At 41.6% G+C, this 14,831-nt stretch carries 19 protein-coding genes; 11 read left to right on the top strand and 8 right to left on the bottom strand.

The genetic code is table 11. The annotated features are described in order from the left end of the window. Positions 1–625: 625 nt before the first annotated feature. Positions 626–1,177 (bottom strand): REP-associated tyrosine transposase, encoded by a 552-nt coding sequence (locus H6G03_RS11660; protein WP_190464541.1) that lies wholly within the window; start codon positions 1,175–1,177, stop codon positions 626–628. A 299-nt stretch (positions 1,178–1,476) separates the two neighbouring features. Here H6G03_RS11660 and acnB point away from each other — a divergent pair, with 299 nt between their 5' ends. The 5 genes from acnB to H6G03_RS11635 all read left to right on the top strand — a co-directional run bounded on the left by acnB (position 1,477) and on the right by H6G03_RS11635 (position 7,000). Then, positions 1,477–4,086: a bifunctional aconitate hydratase 2/2-methylisocitrate dehydratase gene (gene acnB, locus H6G03_RS11655; RefSeq protein WP_190464540.1), complete on the top strand. Its 2,610-nt coding sequence runs from the start codon at positions 1,477–1,479 to the stop codon at positions 4,084–4,086. 62 nt (positions 4,087–4,148) lie between these two features. Then, positions 4,149–4,604: a DUF29 domain-containing protein gene (locus H6G03_RS11650; RefSeq protein WP_190464539.1), complete on the top strand. Its 456-nt coding sequence runs from the start codon at positions 4,149–4,151 to the stop codon at positions 4,602–4,604. A 113-nt stretch (positions 4,605–4,717) separates the two neighbouring features. Then, entirely contained in the window at positions 4,718–4,990 is a 273-nt protein-coding gene (locus H6G03_RS11645; RefSeq protein WP_190464538.1) for a type II toxin-antitoxin system HicB family antitoxin, read from the top strand. A 100-nt stretch (positions 4,991–5,090) separates the two neighbouring features. Continuing rightward, a complete protein-coding gene (locus H6G03_RS11640) occupies positions 5,091–5,945 on the top strand; it encodes a hypothetical protein (protein WP_190464537.1) in 855 nt (284 codons plus the stop codon). 38 nt (positions 5,946–5,983) lie between these two features. Beyond that, entirely contained in the window at positions 5,984–7,000 is a 1,017-nt protein-coding gene (locus H6G03_RS11635; protein ID WP_190464536.1) for a hypothetical protein, read from the top strand. Positions 7,001–7,130: 130 nt separating this feature from the next. Here the strand turns inward: H6G03_RS11635 and H6G03_RS11630 are convergent, their stop codons facing one another. The 6 genes from H6G03_RS11630 to H6G03_RS11605 form a co-directional block, all read right to left on the bottom strand. Beyond that, positions 7,131–7,385: a type II toxin-antitoxin system HicB family antitoxin gene (locus H6G03_RS11630; protein ID WP_190464535.1), complete on the bottom strand. Its 255-nt coding sequence runs from the start codon at positions 7,383–7,385 to the stop codon at positions 7,131–7,133. Further along, positions 7,375–7,626 (bottom strand): type II toxin-antitoxin system HicA family toxin, encoded by a 252-nt coding sequence (locus H6G03_RS11625; RefSeq protein WP_190464534.1) that lies wholly within the window; start codon positions 7,624–7,626, stop codon positions 7,375–7,377. Before H6G03_RS11625 ends, H6G03_RS11630 begins: the two co-directional genes overlap by 11 nt. Before the next feature lie 199 nt (positions 7,627–7,825). After that, complete coding sequence (locus H6G03_RS11620; protein WP_190464533.1) at positions 7,826–8,122, bottom strand: type II toxin-antitoxin system RelE family toxin; 297 nt, start codon at positions 8,120–8,122, stop codon at positions 7,826–7,828. Next, the gene (locus tag H6G03_RS11615) at positions 8,115–8,384 is read right to left on the bottom strand and encodes a hypothetical protein (RefSeq protein WP_199315260.1); all 270 of its coding nucleotides are present in this window, start codon (positions 8,382–8,384) and stop codon (positions 8,115–8,117) included. Before H6G03_RS11615 ends, H6G03_RS11620 begins: the two co-directional genes overlap by 8 nt. 137 nt (positions 8,385–8,521) lie before the next feature. Then, complete coding sequence (locus tag H6G03_RS11610) at positions 8,522–9,304, bottom strand: PD-(D/E)XK nuclease family protein (RefSeq protein WP_190464532.1); 783 nt, start codon at positions 9,302–9,304, stop codon at positions 8,522–8,524. 253 nt (positions 9,305–9,557) lie between these two features. Further along, positions 9,558–10,142: a PAP/fibrillin family protein gene (locus H6G03_RS11605; protein WP_190464531.1), complete on the bottom strand. Its 585-nt coding sequence runs from the start codon at positions 10,140–10,142 to the stop codon at positions 9,558–9,560. A 241-nt stretch (positions 10,143–10,383) separates the two neighbouring features. On the opposite strand from H6G03_RS11605, the gene H6G03_RS11600 reads away from it, so the two are divergent. The 4 genes from H6G03_RS11600 (at position 10,384) to H6G03_RS11585 (ending at position 13,561) form a co-directional block, all read left to right on the top strand. Next, the gene (locus H6G03_RS11600) at positions 10,384–10,626 is read left to right on the top strand and encodes a DUF3134 family protein (RefSeq protein ID WP_190464583.1); all 243 of its coding nucleotides are present in this window, start codon (positions 10,384–10,386) and stop codon (positions 10,624–10,626) included. Positions 10,627–10,710: 84 nt separating this feature from the next. Beyond that, positions 10,711–11,823 carry a phospho-N-acetylmuramoyl-pentapeptide-transferase gene (mraY, locus tag H6G03_RS11595; RefSeq protein ID WP_190464530.1) on the top strand — a complete coding sequence of 371 codons (1,113 nt, stop codon included), beginning with the start codon at positions 10,711–10,713 and terminating at the stop codon, positions 11,821–11,823. Positions 11,824–11,883: 60 nt separating this feature from the next. Next, positions 11,884–12,576 (top strand): L,D-transpeptidase family protein, encoded by a 693-nt coding sequence (locus H6G03_RS11590; protein WP_190464529.1) that lies wholly within the window; start codon positions 11,884–11,886, stop codon positions 12,574–12,576. A 16-nt stretch (positions 12,577–12,592) separates the two neighbouring features. Beyond that, entirely contained in the window at positions 12,593–13,561 is a 969-nt protein-coding gene (locus tag H6G03_RS11585; RefSeq protein WP_190464528.1) for a glycosyltransferase, read from the top strand. Between the two features lie 108 nt (positions 13,562–13,669). On the opposite strand, the gene H6G03_RS39475 is transcribed toward H6G03_RS11585, so the two are convergent. Next, positions 13,670–13,828, bottom strand: a complete 159-nt coding sequence (locus tag H6G03_RS39475) for a type II toxin -antitoxin system TacA 1-like antitoxin (RefSeq protein ID WP_190464527.1) — start codon at positions 13,826–13,828, stop codon at positions 13,670–13,672. Between H6G03_RS39475 and H6G03_RS11575 the strand changes: the two genes are divergently transcribed. Beyond that, positions 13,829–13,978: a hypothetical protein gene (locus tag H6G03_RS11575; protein ID WP_190464526.1), complete on the top strand. Its 150-nt coding sequence runs from the start codon at positions 13,829–13,831 to the stop codon at positions 13,976–13,978. It begins immediately after the preceding gene. A gap of 113 nt (positions 13,979–14,091) precedes the next feature. Next, complete coding sequence (locus tag H6G03_RS11570) at positions 14,092–14,775, top strand: response regulator transcription factor (protein WP_190464525.1); 684 nt, start codon at positions 14,092–14,094, stop codon at positions 14,773–14,775. The last annotated feature ends 56 nt before the right edge of the window (positions 14,776–14,831 follow it).

Here is a 14,831-nt window from a genome sequence, read left to right as displayed (position 1 = left end):
GAGAGGAAGATGTAGGAGATGAGGTTGAGTCGATCGCCAAAACCCGGTTTTTGACACTGGTACAAGATTTGAGTTATTCTATTATAGAACAATCTGCGAATTTTACCAAAGAAAATTAAGCAAAACTTGCTGCCCAGATCCCCAAGATCCCCGACTTCTTTAAGAAGTCGGGGATCTCAATTTATAACAATAATTTACTACCCATTATTCTCAAAATTTATGACATATTCTCGAAAAACCGCAGATAAATCAAACAATACTTTTTCCCCTTCTATTCTTTTAAGTAAATAACGTTGATGCAAAGATTGTAACCCATTCATCAAGTCCATTGATGAGAGGGATAAACTTTGTCTTAAATCTTCTCTTGATATTGGTCGATCGCATTTACTTACAGCTTAACAAAAACTAAGCTCTTTCGTAGGGTGCGTCAGATTTAGGGGTAAAAAATTTTAGCATAAATTTGCGGTCTGACGCACCCTACGCACTAAAATCTCAGATAATTAACTTAACTATCTGACGCACCCGACAAACTATGATTAGCCTACCTGGTAGGGTGCGTCAGACAAAAATTTATTGCTCAGATAATTAACTTAACTATCTGACGCACCCTACAATTCGTGTTAAATTATTCATTCCCAATATTTTCAAGAATATAAGGAGTTTCATTTGCACCCCAATCTTCAGGATAAATTCCTTGCTTAACAAAGCGGTGAAAACTAGAAAATTTCCAATCTTTAGGAGATTGACATAACCCATGCTTTACGGGATTATAATGAATATAATTATAATGATTATTGAAATCTGTTTCATCTGTAATTAAATGTTCCCAATAACGTCTTTGCCATAAATTCTTTTCTTGACGTTTTTGACGAGATAGACTAATTTCGGCTGCAATTTGTAATTTATGTCCACAACTACGAGTGACAAAAATTTTTAAGTAACGCCAACGACCTGCATAATTACTATCTCCATCAGGAAGAGTCCAAATACAATGAAGATGATCGGGTAAAAGTACGATCGCATCTAGTGAAAATGGATATAAAATTTGCAATCTTTGTAAACCTTTTCGCAAAGTTTCCCGACTAATATCACTACATAACCAAGGTATTCTTTGATAAGTTACTTGAGTAAAAAAATAAGTTGCACCAGGGATGATTACTCTTCGATAGTTAGACATAATGAAAAACCTCTAACCTAAAATTAGCATATCATAGTAGTTGTAGTAGTTGTAGGGTGCGTCAGATTTAGAGATAAAAAAATTCATCATAAATCTTCGCTCTGACGCACCCTACTAAGATCATCTCATCTGTAGGGTGCGTCAGATTTAGAGATAGAAAAATTCATCATAAATCTTCGCTCTGACGCACCCTACAAGTTAACCTAATACCCACAAAACCGTTATCCCATAACACTCTGGAAGCCTAAATAGCGATAGACTAACCAATATAGCTAGGAAATCCATGAGGAGAACAATAGATGTTGTCAGCTTACCGTCAACAGGTTGCTGAAAGAGCGGCTTTAGGAATTCCGCCGCTACCTTTAAATGCACAGCAGACTTCGGAATTATGCGAACTGCTGAAAAATCCGCCATCCGGGGAAGAAGAGACATTGTTGGATTTGCTGACAAATCGCGTTCCTCCGGGTGTGGATGCAGCTGCTTACGTGAAAGCGGGATTTCTCACTGGTGTTGCAAAGGGCGAAATCACTTGTAGTCTGATTACTCCCCAATCAGCGGTTTATCTGTTGGGTACGATGTTGGGTGGGTACAATGTGCAATCGTTGGTAGATTTGCTCAAATCTCACGATAGCTTAATTGCAGGCGCAGCAGCCACAGCTTTAAGTCATACGTTGTTGGTGTTTGATGCTTTTAACGATGTCCTGCATTTGTCAGATGTCAATCCTTATGCTAAGCAGGTAGTTGATGCTTGGGCGGAAGCAGATTGGTTTATCGGGCGTCCCAAATTGCCGAAAGAGATTACCGTCACGGTGTTTAAGGTTCCTGGCGAAACGAATACCGATGATTTGTCCCCTGCACCTCATGCTACCACTCGCCCGGATATTCCCTTGCACGCTACCGTGATGTTGGAATCGCGGATGCCGGGGGCGTTGCAAACTATTGCACAATTGAAGGAAAAAGGGCATCCTGTCGCTTATGTGGGGGATGTAGTCGGGACTGGTTCTTCCCGCAAGTCAGCGATCAACTCGGTGTTGTGGCATATTGGGGAAGATATTCCTCACGTTCCCAATAAGCGATCGGGAGGATATATATTAGGAAGTGCGATCGCTCCCATCTTCTTCAATACTGCCGAAGATTCCGGTGCATTGCCGATCGAATGCGATGTCACCAAAATGGAAACCGGAATGGTAATTACCATTCATCCCTACAAAGGAGAAATTACCAACGAAGCTGGCGAAGTTATCTCCAATTTTACCCTCAAACCAGATACAATTCTCGACGAAGTAAGAGCAGGCGGACGCATTCCTCTATTAATTGGACGCACTCTCACCGATAAAACTCGCGCCGCATTAGGATTAGAACCTTCACCTGTATTTACCCGTCCAAAACAACCCGCAGATACGGGTAAAGGTTACACTTTAGCACAGAAAATGGTCGGGAAAGCTTGTGGATTGCCCGGTGTTCGTCCCGGTACATCTTGCGAACCAATTATGACAACCGTTGGTTCCCAGGATACCACAGGCCCGATGACCAGAGATGAGTTAAAAGAACTCGCTTGTTTGGGATTTAGTGCAGATTTAGTCATGCAAAGTTTCTGTCACACCGCAGCATATCCCAAACCAGTTGATGTGAAAACTCATAAAGAATTACCCGATTTCATGGCAGAACGCGGTGGCGTTGCATTGCGTCCCGGAGATGGAATTATTCACTCTTGGTTAAACCGAATGTTGTTACCAGATACGGTAGGAACTGGTGGCGATTCCCATACTCGTTTCCCATTAGGAATTTCCTTTCCCGCAGGTTCCGGTTTAGTAGCATTTGCTGCTGCTTTGGGCGTGATGCCTTTGGATATGCCGGAATCAGTTTTAGTGCGATTCAAAGGTGAATTGCAACCCGGTGTAACGCTGCGAGATATCGTCAATGCGATTCCTTACGTAGCAATTCAAAAAGGATTGCTAACTGTGGAGAAGAAGAACAAGAAAAATGTCTTCTCCGGGCGAATTATGGAGATTGAAGGTTTGCCAGATTTGAAAGTCGAGCAAGCTTTTGAATTGACCGATGCTACCGCCGAACGTTCTTGTGCTGGTTGCACGATTAAACTGAGTGTAGAAACCGTTTCCGAGTATATCCGCTCCAACATTGCGCTATTAAAAAATATGGTAGCGCGAGGTTATCAAGATGCGCGTACTATCATGCGTCGCGTCGCGAAAATGGAGCAATGGTTGGCAAATCCAGTATTAATGGAAGCTGATGCTGATGCGGAATATGCGGAAATTATCGAAATCGATTTGAACGAAATCAAAGAACCAATTGTTGCTGCACCAAACGACCCGGATAATATTAAATTATTGTCCGAAGTTGCTAACGATCCGGTGCAGGAAGTTTTCGTCGGTTCTTGCATGACAAATATCGGTCATTATCGCGCTACTGCCAAGGTTTTGGAAGGCGAAGGTGCGGTGAAAACTCGGTTGTGGATTTGTCCGCCAACTCGGATGGACGAACAGCAATTGAAAGAGGAAGGTTACTATGGCATTTTCGGTGCTGCTGGTGCGAGAACGGAAATGCCCGGTTGTAGTCTTTGTATGGGTAATCAAGCGCGAGTTGCCGACGCTACAACGGTGTTTTCAACTTCTACCCGCAACTTCAATAATCGCATGGGTAAAGATGCGCGAGTTTATCTAGGTTCGGCTGAATTAGCAGCAGTTTGTGCGTTGTTGGGAAGGATTCCGACGGTGCAGGAATATCTGGATATTGTGGCGAAGAAAATTCATCCTTTAGCTGGCGATTTGTATCGGTATTTGAATTTCGATGAAATTGCTGGTTTTGAGGATGAAGGAAGGGTAATTGCGTTGGAAGATATGCCTAAGATTGAGGATATTTTGGGTATTCCGGCGGGTGCGTTGAATTAGAATGATGGTAGGGTGGGCTTTTTGCCCACCTTAATCAAGCGATGGATAAAAGGAGATAAGTTATGAGCCAAGCATCGATCGCAACTACAAAAAGTCTCTACGATCGAGATTTTTATCTATGGATTCAAACAACTGCTGAACAGCTAAAAAAAGGTCAATTTAATGAGATAGATATTCCTAATTTAATCGAAGAAATTGAAAGTATGGGCAGAAGTGAGAAGCGCGAATTGAAAAGCCGTTTAATCGTGCTTTTAATGCACCTGTTAAAATGGCAATATCAGCCGGAAAAGCGGAGCGAAAGTTGGCGTAGCACCATCAGCGAACAGCGTATTTGTATCGAAGGATTACTAGAAGATAGTCCCAGTTTGCAACCTCTAGTTTCCGAAGTGTTTGATGATTGTTATCAAAAATCACGTTTGAAAGCGTCGGAGGAAACGGGAATTAAATTAAACTTTTTTCCTAAAGAGTCACCTTTTACTTTAGAAGAAACTTTGAAAGAAAGTTTTTTTGAGCGATAAAATCGAAGCCAAAAAATGTAAATTTTGGCTCAATTCTTTGCTACTTGAATTGAAGTATAATGATTGTATGGTGGGCAATGCCTACCTTACAGGATTAATTAGCAGGTGAAGCAATGGAATTTTACACAGTCGTACTCAGGCAAAGTGCGGGTTATTGGGTGTCTTTGTGTTTGGAGAATGGATTAGTAGGACAGGGAAGTAATCCAGAAGATTCTATTAGCAAGCTTAAAGAGGCTATAGAGTCTTTTCAAGATGTTTATGAAATGGAAACAAAGGTTTTCAAGGCTCCGATTTCTATAGAAGAGTTGCATGAATTTTTGACGGTTGAGGGTGAGGATATTAGTTCTGATATTTATGAATTAAGGAAAGTTTATGACAATTGTTGAATCAATAATCAAGCGTGATGTATGATAGCGATCGCACCAACTTGACTCAATAATAATATTGTAGTACATTAATATTAATCAAATAACTAATCAGACAAAAATGGCTAAAGGTAAAAAGAAAAAAACACAGCCTAAAAAAAGTTTCTCTTATATTGATGGTAGTTATGGAATACCCCGCATTGTAGTTAGAGGGGAAAGTCCAGATCCTGGTTATCCAGTAGCTTTTGTTGAAGCTGGAAATAATGGGGAATTAAAATATTTTAAACCAGATGAAGAGACTGGAGAAGAATATGAAATAAGTAAAAGTGATGCGTGGTCAGAATATTACGATCGCCTTTTTGAAGGTGCAATGAGTCACGATATTGTTCCAGCTTTTGAGAAATTGTTAACTAATGACGGCTGGAAAGTTCCCTTCGATTCTAATATGGAAGCTTTTTGGGATTTTCAGGAATGCAAAGAGGACTATACAGATATTGAGGATTTAAAGTTATTGCCTAAAACTCATGATGATTGGTTAGCAAGTTTGGTAAATGAATGGCGAAATAAACAGTGCTGGTATAATTATGGTTTACTTTTGCAATTTGAAGAACCCTATCCTTACCTAATATATCCAAACTCGGAGATGAGGTTTACTTGCGAAATAAGTCCTCAGAATGAGCTTAGGATTCTTAACTATCGTCTAGACGACTTGGAATCAGAAGAAGCAGAAGCAGAAGATATTATTACGATAAAAGAAACCATTCACGATTTTATTGCGATCGCACCTTCGCTGTCCACTAATAATAATAGTTCTGTATTGCCAATTTTTGCCCAACAAAAACGTCAGCATACCCAATTTATATCAGATGCGCTTAGAGAGGCTGTGGAGAATATTAAAAATGAACTAGCAGGAAGAGAAGAAAAGTATCTCGCTGATATTTATGAATTTATTCAGCAAATTGACGCGGCTGATTAACCAACGGAAAACTTAGTTAAAGGATAAGGAACAAATCAATGAGTAGACCGATATCTTTATTTACTGATTATCGCAGTGGCGAAAACTCACTTACTAACTATTGCGGACTAATTTTTAAAATGCTTTATGAAGAAAATCCCAAAAGCTTTGAAGAAGTATTGGGAGCTTTATTGCCATCAGGTACTAATTTAACGGTAGGGGTGAATTTTTTACAACAGACAAAACAAAGAAAAAGCATTCCTGATTTAGCGATAACTCAAAGGTCTTTTACTATTTTCTTTGAGACTAAGCTAACTAACTGGTTTTATGAAAAGCAAACTTATGAACATATAAAAGGATTTCAACAAGAAACTCAAGATAAAATTCTGTTCCTGCTTTCTAATTTTGAATCCGATGAACCAGAAACGCAATTTGCAGAACAAATTAAAAAAGCGTGGGAAGAAGATCGAGTTATTCTACAACCGATCTCATTTGAAGAACTACTCAAACAATTAAAGAGTGTTCGTTCTTCAGAATCATTTAAAAAAGTAATCGATGAGTTTGAAATTTACTTGGATACAAAGAACGTTTTGCCAAGGTGGAAATATTTGCTGGATATTGTTAATTGTGCAGGTTCATTTCAAGAAATAGAAGCAAATGTCTATATTTGTCCAGATACAGGTGGATCGTATAGTCACAGACGTGCTAAATATTTAGCTCCTTATACAAATAAGAGAGTTACGAAAATATTTGAAGTGAGAGGGGTTGTTTCGATTCAGCAGGAACTAGGAGAAGGAAATGTGAAGTGGAATAATAGCGGGGAACCGGAACAAGTTTTAATTGAGGAAGCAAGGGAAGCTATTCGTCGTTTTGAGTTTAGGATTAATGAAAATAAAACTCTACCGTTGCAGGTATTTTTGTTGACTAATGGTGAACATACTTGTTTTGAAAAGACAAGTCCTGGTGGAATGTTTGGTTCAAAGAAATACTTTTGGAACATTGCGCTGGATTGCCAAAATTCTCGTGAATTAGCAAAGTTGTTGGATGGTAAGAGTTGGAATGATTTTCAGAATTAGAGCTTAAAGTAAGCTGCGATCGCAAAAACCTAACCCCCCAACCCCCTTCCCTGCAAGGGAAGGGGGAGCAAGATTACTCCCCTCTCCTTGTAGGAGAGGGGTTGGGGGAGAGGTCAAGCGATCGCTCTTTTTAAACCGCAATTCGTTTAGAAGGTAAAGGAATTGCCTTTTTCCCACGATCGTAAACAGTTTCTATCCATAACTCTCTCGCTTCATTAATATTTTCCAACGCTTCTTCTAAGGTTTCTCCCTGACTCATACAACCTGGTAGATCGGGAATAATTACTGTATATCCACCATCTTCTTCCGGGTAAATAGACATCGGATATTTTAAAGAGAGATAATATTCTAAAGATTGATGCTCTAGCTGAGGATTAGTTTTCATCTTTCCAGTTTTCTAAATCTAGTAATCTAATGGTTTCTTCAATATAAGTTCGTTTGACTTTTTTACCGCCTTTCTTAGGGATAATAATGACTTCTCCTTGCTCATTCTCAAAAGCGTGATGACTTCCCCGCGATCTAACTTCCTGATAACCAAACGCTTCCAAGACATAACTAATATCTTCAAATCTAGCTTCAGGAGGACGAGAAAGAAGGTATTCAATTAATTTCTTTAGTTTACCCATTAGTAGATTGTAGCATTTTTTAGACTATGTGAGGTTGGTTGGTGGAGTTGGTAAGTGCGATCGCACTTTTCCTCCACATCCCCCGAAAAACCTAACCCCCCAACCCCCTTCCCTACAAGGGAAGGGGGAGCAAGATTACTCCCCTCTCCTTGTAGGAGAGGGGTTGGGGGAGAGGTCAATTCGTGCGATCGCTGAGCATTTATTCGTATACTTCCCGTCGGTGAGCGATCGCAATCACAATAACCCGACCTTCATCTTCATCATTATCAGCATCTATATCGGAATCAACATTTTCTTCAATGTAGTAAACCACGCGATAATCACCCACACGATAGCGGTAATAACCAGCAAAATTTCCTTTGAGAAGTTTAATGTTAGGGTGGTTGCGGGGATCTTCTTCCAGTCGCTCAAAGCATCTAGCTAACTTTTTCGCTAATGGACGGTTTGCTGCTGCATAAAACTGTTCTGCTTCAGACGACAACTCAACTCTATACATCGTTTCGTATTTTTCGCCAATCAGTTACCCTTCCAGAAGCAGCATCCTCTTTCCCCCTCTCAAAAGCTTCTACAAAACCGGGAATTTCTAACAATTCCTGAGTTGCTTCGTTACTCTCGCGTTCTGCCAAATAAGCCAAAAAATCAGCAGCAACGCGCAATCTTTCTGGTGATAATCGATCTACGTATTCTTTAACTTGAAGGCGCATCTCGTTAGTATTCATGGGCAATTTTAGTGCATTCGCGTAGCGTGTCGTAAGCATATCATTTCACTATTATAACCTGTAATAACTTTGGGTGTAGCTTACAGAGAATACTTAACCTTTGTGTAGTGCTTTCTACCTGCACAAAAAAATGCGATCGCACTTTCACTCCACCAAAGTTATCCTCAATTCAGATATCACAATGAAACTTCTTGAATATTAACCAAATTGGGAATCAAATCTTCATTTGTTTCAGTTTCGTTGCTTTCTAAAGTGCGATCGCACCTTACCGCAAACTGACAGCGATCGCACTCACTAGCATATAAAGGAACTTGCGGCAATTCCTCTCCCCGCTCATAACTTGCCAGCCAATCATTTAGCCGATTCAACAGAGCAATTAAATCCCTTCTGGTTTGCTCGTGCTTGCCAGCATTATAACTAAATTGAAGACTTTTCGGTTCTGGTTGAGATTGCACAAACCAGTAAGTCATCGAAATTTGTTCGGGCGAATAATCGCTTGTTTCTGCCAAAACATAGAGATACAAACGAGTTTGCCAGTCTTCTTCTAACCAGCGGCGATTTTTGGGTAATGGATAAGTTTTCCAATCGAGAATTTGCGCTTTTTTGTCGTCAGCAATCAACAAGTCATAGATAACTGTCAGTACATATCCTTGCAAATTGATAACGCGCCAATGTTCGCTTTCCCGAAATGCTTTATTATTGAAACTGGGCGTCAAAATTTCTGGTGCTGCACTCACTAAAGCAGTCAGCCAACGCTGCATCTGGGCATCTTCTTGCACGATTGATTCTATTGGCAAACCCAGTTCTCGCTGCTGCATTAACAAGTGGAAATGACTGCCCCAATTTATCCGCTCTAGTTGTTCTGGTGTTGTGAGCGAGCCCAACTGTTCCAAGTAGGTATGTTGAAACTTACGGGGACAAGTGGATAACAAGTTTAAGTGTCTTTGAGATAAGCGCATAGATTAGTAGTTGGTAGTTGCTAGCAGTCAGTAGTTAAGATAATTGGAGTCTTTTGGGTTAATGGTGAAAAGTGTTTATTTATGTTACATATATGTGATGATGGTGGGTGACGGCACGGTTTGTTAATTATTAGTTGAAACTGCTTAAGCGATCGCCCGTGCCTAACCCACTCTACGATCAGATCGATTTTTATTATCAGCACAAAAACGGTAGAGCCGACAATTGACAGCTGACAACTGACAACTGACTAATTTAATTTTTAGTCAAAACAAACACACTCCCCACATTGCCTCGACCGATCCGCAAATCTTCATCCAAATAGGTAATATCCAGCCAACCTTTTTGGTCGCGATTCTCAATTTTAAAGTCAATCCCAAAAAACTTTTTGCCTGTTTCAATTTGCTGGATATATTGATTTGGAGATTCATAACCGATCGCACGTTGCAAACCGCTAATGGCGCGATCGAATCTCACGTTAACCCGTCGTTCGGAAACCGGGGTGAAAGTAGCAGTAACGCTAATGATACCTTCCAGATAAGGCAAACCGCCAATTTCCGCGATATTGTAAATTTTGGCATCCTTGACGCGGACGCATTGATAAATTTGACCGAGTTTGAACAATGGCACGCTGTCAATGCCTAAAAGTTCGCTACTGGTAGTGTAAAGCAGTCGCCAGTTGCCGTCGAGTAAATCTGCCGCTTCCGTCGGTCGGGGGGTGGGGTTGCGGTCTTCCAGTTGGGCGACAAGAGAGAGTATAGCTTGTTTGTCAGCTGCGGTCGCCAACAAACCGCGATTTTTACCTGCGATCGCTTCTAGCAGTGATGCTTTGCCAATCATACCTGCATACCTCTTCTGAACTCCCCATCACTAAGGATACTTTAGGATTTAGGTATCGAGACGGTAGAATGAGGGGGAGTGGGGGAGCGGGGGAGTGGGAGAGAAAAGAACAACAGGTAACTTGCGATCGATAATCTTACGGCGGGAAGCCTGTAAAGCTAGAGCTAACAGTCGAATAGGTTAGTAACTGCTAAACTCTAATAGTCTCAATTTATAGTGTTTTGCCGGTCAAGCTCGTATGATATACAACCCCTCTCTACGGGAAGAACCAATCGATCAACCAGCTGCTGTGATTCCCATCAAGCAAGAAACTTCCATTTTGGATTGGTTAGAAGCTACAGGTCGCCTACTAGCGCGTGCTGAAGACGATGCTGAAGGATATTTAGATGAGGATGAAGAAATCGATCAACTCATGGGCGGCGATGACATTGTATATGACGAAGATTTGGATGATGATGATGACATCGTTGACGACATAGACTGATCCGATCGCACAAATATTTAATCCCGATTCGCCAATCACTGTCTGGTAGTCTCAATTTGTTGTGTGGAGTGAAATAGCAGTTCCGTGGATGCTAAATCATTAGATAGCCGATCGCTAAACTTCTCAGGAACCACCCTGTCGGTTTTGCTTGCAGCTGCACTCAGTTTGGTGGCCCTACTTTGCGATTATCAAGCAAATCGAGCTTTTAACCTCAGCTTTTCCCTGACTTTGCCGTTCTGGGTTTGTGCTGCGGCAACTGCTGGGTTGGGATACTGGGTAGTGCCATTGTTGCGATCGCTCAAAGCTGGACAAGTAATTCGCGAAGATGGCCCCCAAACCCACTTGAAAAAAGGCGGCACTCCGACAATGGGCGGGGTGTTCTTTATACCAGTAGGCGTTCTACTTGCCCTGTTGTGGTCTGGTTTGGCATTGAATTTGTCAAACTTTGCTCCTGTGTTGCCTGTGTCGCTGCTTACACTCGGTTATGGATTTATCGGTTGGTTGGATGACTGGCAAATTTTACGCCGCAAGTCCAACAAAGGCATTTCGCCACAAATGAAATTAGCCTTGCAAATTGGTTTTGCAGTGCTATTTTGTTTGTGGTTAATTTTCAGTCAACCTGCAAATATCAGCACAATAGATTTACCATTTGGTTTAGCTTTACCGTTGGGGTTGCTGTTTTGGCCTTTAGCTGCATTTGCGTTAGTAGCAGAAAGTAACGCCACCAACCTCACCGATGGTGTAGATGGACTTGCAGGCGGACTGTGTGCGATCGCTCTACTCGGACTCGGTGCTATAATCGCTCCCACTTACCCCGGACTGACCATTTTCTGCGCCTGCATAAGTGGCAGTTGTTTGGGTTTTTTGGTGCATAACCGCAACCCAGCTACTGTATTTATGGGCGATACCGGTTCCCTGGCGCTGGGAGGTGCCTTAGCATCCGTTGCTATTTTGAGTAACACGCTTTGGAGTCTATTTATCATCAGCGGTATCTTCTTTGTGGAAACCCTTTCCGTAATGGCTCAAGTGAGTTATTACAAAGCAACAAAAGGCCCCGATGGTGTTGGTAAGCGGCTATTCAAAATGGCACCTCTACACCACCATTTAGAACTTTCCGGTTGGTCGGAAATTCAAGTAGTTGCCACATTTTACGCGATTAACGCGATTTTAGCTTTGCTTTGTTTCTTCATCCGTTAACAGTAGGGTGGGCATTGCCCACCTTTGTGCTTATCAATGCCTAATTTATATCCAATATTTATGAAAAAAAAGTCAAATAATCTCAAAATAAAATTTTTATCGTTAACTGTTATTATCGTAGCTACCTCCGTTCTTTACTTGCAACTCGCACGTCTGGGATATGCCGTACCCCTGCCCGATCTTTTGGATGTTCTTTGCTTAAATGGTTGTGAGGATGAGACTTCTGGAAACATTTCCCATCCCCGACTCCCCAGCAACCAAATACTCAATGGCAACAAGCAAATCATCGAAATTTTAAACGCACAGAAAATAGACAAAAACAAAATATCAATATTGATTGAAAAATCTGAATACAGGCTCACAGTTTATCACGATAAAAAACCTGTCAAATCCTATCCTGTCGTGTTTGGCAATAACCCAGTTGACGATAAGCTCAAAGAAGGAGATAAGCGCACTCCGGAAGGAAAATTTAAGATTAAAGACCTCTATCCCCATGCCGCTTGGTCAAAATTCCTCTGGTTGGATTACCCGAACAAATATTCCTGGAGAAAACATTTTAAAGCTAAGTTTGGCGGTAAAATAAGCTGGAATGATTCAGTCGGCAGCGAAATCGGAATTCACGGCACACCCAGCGATGATTTAATAGACAATAAATCAAATTGGACGTTAGGCTGCATTTCCCTCAAAAATAAAGATGTTGATGAATTATATCAAGTCGTGCAGCAAGGAACAGAAGTAGAAATTATTCAATGATAAATTAGAAATTCTTATGGAAACGACATTACCTAAAGTTTCGGTTATTGTACCAATATATAATGGCGAGGCAGATTTACCAGATTTAATTAGCTGTTTGCAAGCTCAAACTTATCCAACTGACCGGGTAGAGTATTTATTGGTGGATAATGGCAGTAGCGATCGCACTCCCAGTATACTGCAAGCTGCTGCTGCATCTGACTCCCCTGGCGGGGGTAATGAGAAGCTAAATAAGATAAATATTCGTCACCTCACGGAAAACAAAATTCAAAGTTCCTACGCCGCACGCAACACCGGGATTCGCGCCGCTACAGGTGAAATTATCGCTTTTACCGATGTTGATTGTCGTCCCGAACCGAATTGGTTACAGAATCTGATTCAGCCTTTTGCCGATTCATCTGTTGGTATTGTAGCAGGTGAAGTTGAAGGATTACCCGGTAAAACGCTGCTGGAAAAATACGCCGATAGCTACAATGTTCTATCCCAAAAGTATACGCTAGAACATCCTTTTTGTCCATACGGTCAAACTGCTAATCTGGCAATTCGACGGGAAATTTTTCAGCAAGTAGGGTTATTTCGTCCTTACATGACTACTGGTGGCGATGCCGATATTTGTTGGCGAATTCAACGAGAAACTTCGTGGCAGATATCTTTTGCACCAACTGCGATTGTAAAACATCGGCATCGATCGACAGTGGCAGAATTCCAAAAGCAATGGCGACGCTACGGTCGATCGAATCGTTATTTGCACGAACTGTACGGCGTCACTTTGATGACAGAACTGAAGGCGACAGAAACTTTTTATCGCCTTGTGCGGTGGTTGTTGAAGGAGTTACCAGTTACTAGCGTTAAGGCAATGATAGGGAAAGCGACTGTTGTCGATTTATTAAATACTCCCATTAGTTTGCTCAACTCACAAGCGCGATCGACTGGACAGCGGGATGCTAAACTTTCGGAAGAAGCAAAGATAATTGAGCGGTTGTAAGATTATCTTATTGTCAAGAAAATACAAGAGCGATCGCACATACTAGATTTGGCTAAAATTACAGATGCGATCGCTCTGACAGTTTTTCTTAATAATTCCATCTCACTATTACTTACTGTACTTATCTTTATATTGTTTAATAGCGGATTTTAGTTTGCCCTTCAGTGCGGGTGGATTTTCCATAACTGACATAAATAAGTCTCTATCACGCTCCGACAAAACAAGCCTTTGATGGGAATCTATTTTTTCTCTTGCTGGTGGCAACATATGAAATACTTTGTGGGTACTCAAGCAAAAACGAAAGAATTTGACCAGATTATCTGTATGGCTAATTATAAAATTGAAGCGGATTTGGTATCAGGGGGACAGGGTACACAAAAAACTGCTATCTTCCTCGCCAGGGTCGATCGCCCTTAAGCCAGACATTTTTACCATAATAAATAATATAAGTCAAGTTCGGTCTAAGGGTGGATAACCGAATTACCGATTTATGTACATTTAAAAATAGTAGAGCGCAAAGGTGATTGCAAATGACGGGACAACTGTTACTGGTCGATGACGAACCCGGACTGCGGGAAGCGGTGCAAGCTTATCTGGAAGACAGCGATTTTAGCGTTGACGTTGCGGCTAACGCCAACGAAGGCTGGCAAAAACTGCAACAACATACGCCCGACTTGGTAATTACAGATGTCATGATGCCGCAAGTCGATGGCTATCAGTTCCTCAAGCAAATGCGGGAAGACCCTCGCTTCAAGACATTGCCGGTAGTATTTTTGACCGCGAGAGGCATGACGAAAGACCGCATCCAAGGCTACAATGCCGGTTGCGATGCGTATTTGTCCAAACCATTTGACCCGGATGAGTTAGTTGCGATCGTCGAAAATTTGCTGGAACGCAGAGGCGCTACCGATAAGCCATCTGAAGGCACTAACCTGGACGAAATAGCGCGTCAGTTGGCGGAAATTAGGGAACAATTGAAACAGCGACCTGCGATCGCGCAAACTGCCTCACCGATCAAAATAGACCTCACCCCCAGAGAACAAAGCGTCCTCGACTTAGTGGCAGAAGGATTGATGAACAAAGAAATCGCCCGTCGTCTGGAAACTAGCGTTCGCAATGTCGAAAAATACGTCAGCCGCTTATTCAGCAAAACCGGCACCAACAGCCGCACCGAGTTAGTGCGCTACGCCCTCGAACACGGGCTAACCCACTAATAATTTCAGATTTTAGATTTTAGATTTCAGATTTTAGATTGCAAATAGAAATAAAT

This window comes from Aerosakkonema funiforme FACHB-1375, from assembly GCF_014696265.1.
Lineage (GTDB): Bacteria > Cyanobacteriota > Cyanobacteriia > Cyanobacteriales > Aerosakkonemataceae > Aerosakkonema > Aerosakkonema funiforme_A.
This window is presented reverse-complemented; position numbering and strand designations above follow the sequence as displayed.

Coding starts and splice junctions, on each gene's coding strand:
- H6G03_RS11615 (WP_199315260.1), bottom strand. CDS start 8,384: ATGCTTACGACACGCTACGCGAATGCACTAAAATTGCCCATGAATACT.
- H6G03_RS11570 (WP_190464525.1), top strand. CDS start 14,092: ATGACGGGACAACTGTTACTGGTCGATGACGAACCCGGACTGCGGGAA.
- H6G03_RS11645 (WP_190464538.1), top strand. CDS start 4,718: ATGGAATTTTACACAGTCGTACTCAGGCAAAGTGCGGGTTATTGGGTG.
- H6G03_RS11650 (WP_190464539.1), top strand. CDS start 4,149: ATGAGCCAAGCATCGATCGCAACTACAAAAAGTCTCTACGATCGAGAT.
- H6G03_RS11605 (WP_190464531.1), bottom strand. CDS start 10,142: ATGATTGGCAAAGCATCACTGCTAGAAGCGATCGCAGGTAAAAATCGC.
- H6G03_RS11630 (WP_190464535.1), bottom strand. CDS start 7,385: ATGAAAACTAATCCTCAGCTAGAGCATCAATCTTTAGAATATTATCTC.
- acnB (WP_190464540.1), top strand. CDS start 1,477: ATGTTGTCAGCTTACCGTCAACAGGTTGCTGAAAGAGCGGCTTTAGGA.
- H6G03_RS11590 (WP_190464529.1), top strand. CDS start 11,884: ATGAAAAAAAAGTCAAATAATCTCAAAATAAAATTTTTATCGTTAACT.
- H6G03_RS11625 (WP_190464534.1), bottom strand. CDS start 7,626: ATGGGTAAACTAAAGAAATTAATTGAATACCTTCTTTCTCGTCCTCCT.
- H6G03_RS11575 (WP_190464526.1), top strand. CDS start 13,829: ATGAAATACTTTGTGGGTACTCAAGCAAAAACGAAAGAATTTGACCAG.
- H6G03_RS11640 (WP_190464537.1), top strand. CDS start 5,091: ATGGCTAAAGGTAAAAAGAAAAAAACACAGCCTAAAAAAAGTTTCTCT.
- H6G03_RS11610 (WP_190464532.1), bottom strand. CDS start 9,304: ATGCGCTTATCTCAAAGACACTTAAACTTGTTATCCACTTGTCCCCGT.
- H6G03_RS11660 (WP_190464541.1), bottom strand. CDS start 1,177: ATGTCTAACTATCGAAGAGTAATCATCCCTGGTGCAACTTATTTTTTT.
- H6G03_RS11585 (WP_190464528.1), top strand. CDS start 12,593: ATGGAAACGACATTACCTAAAGTTTCGGTTATTGTACCAATATATAAT.
- H6G03_RS11635 (WP_190464536.1), top strand. CDS start 5,984: ATGAGTAGACCGATATCTTTATTTACTGATTATCGCAGTGGCGAAAAC.
- H6G03_RS39475 (WP_190464527.1), bottom strand. CDS start 13,828: ATGTTGCCACCAGCAAGAGAAAAAATAGATTCCCATCAAAGGCTTGTT.
- H6G03_RS11620 (WP_190464533.1), bottom strand. CDS start 8,122: ATGTATAGAGTTGAGTTGTCGTCTGAAGCAGAACAGTTTTATGCAGCA.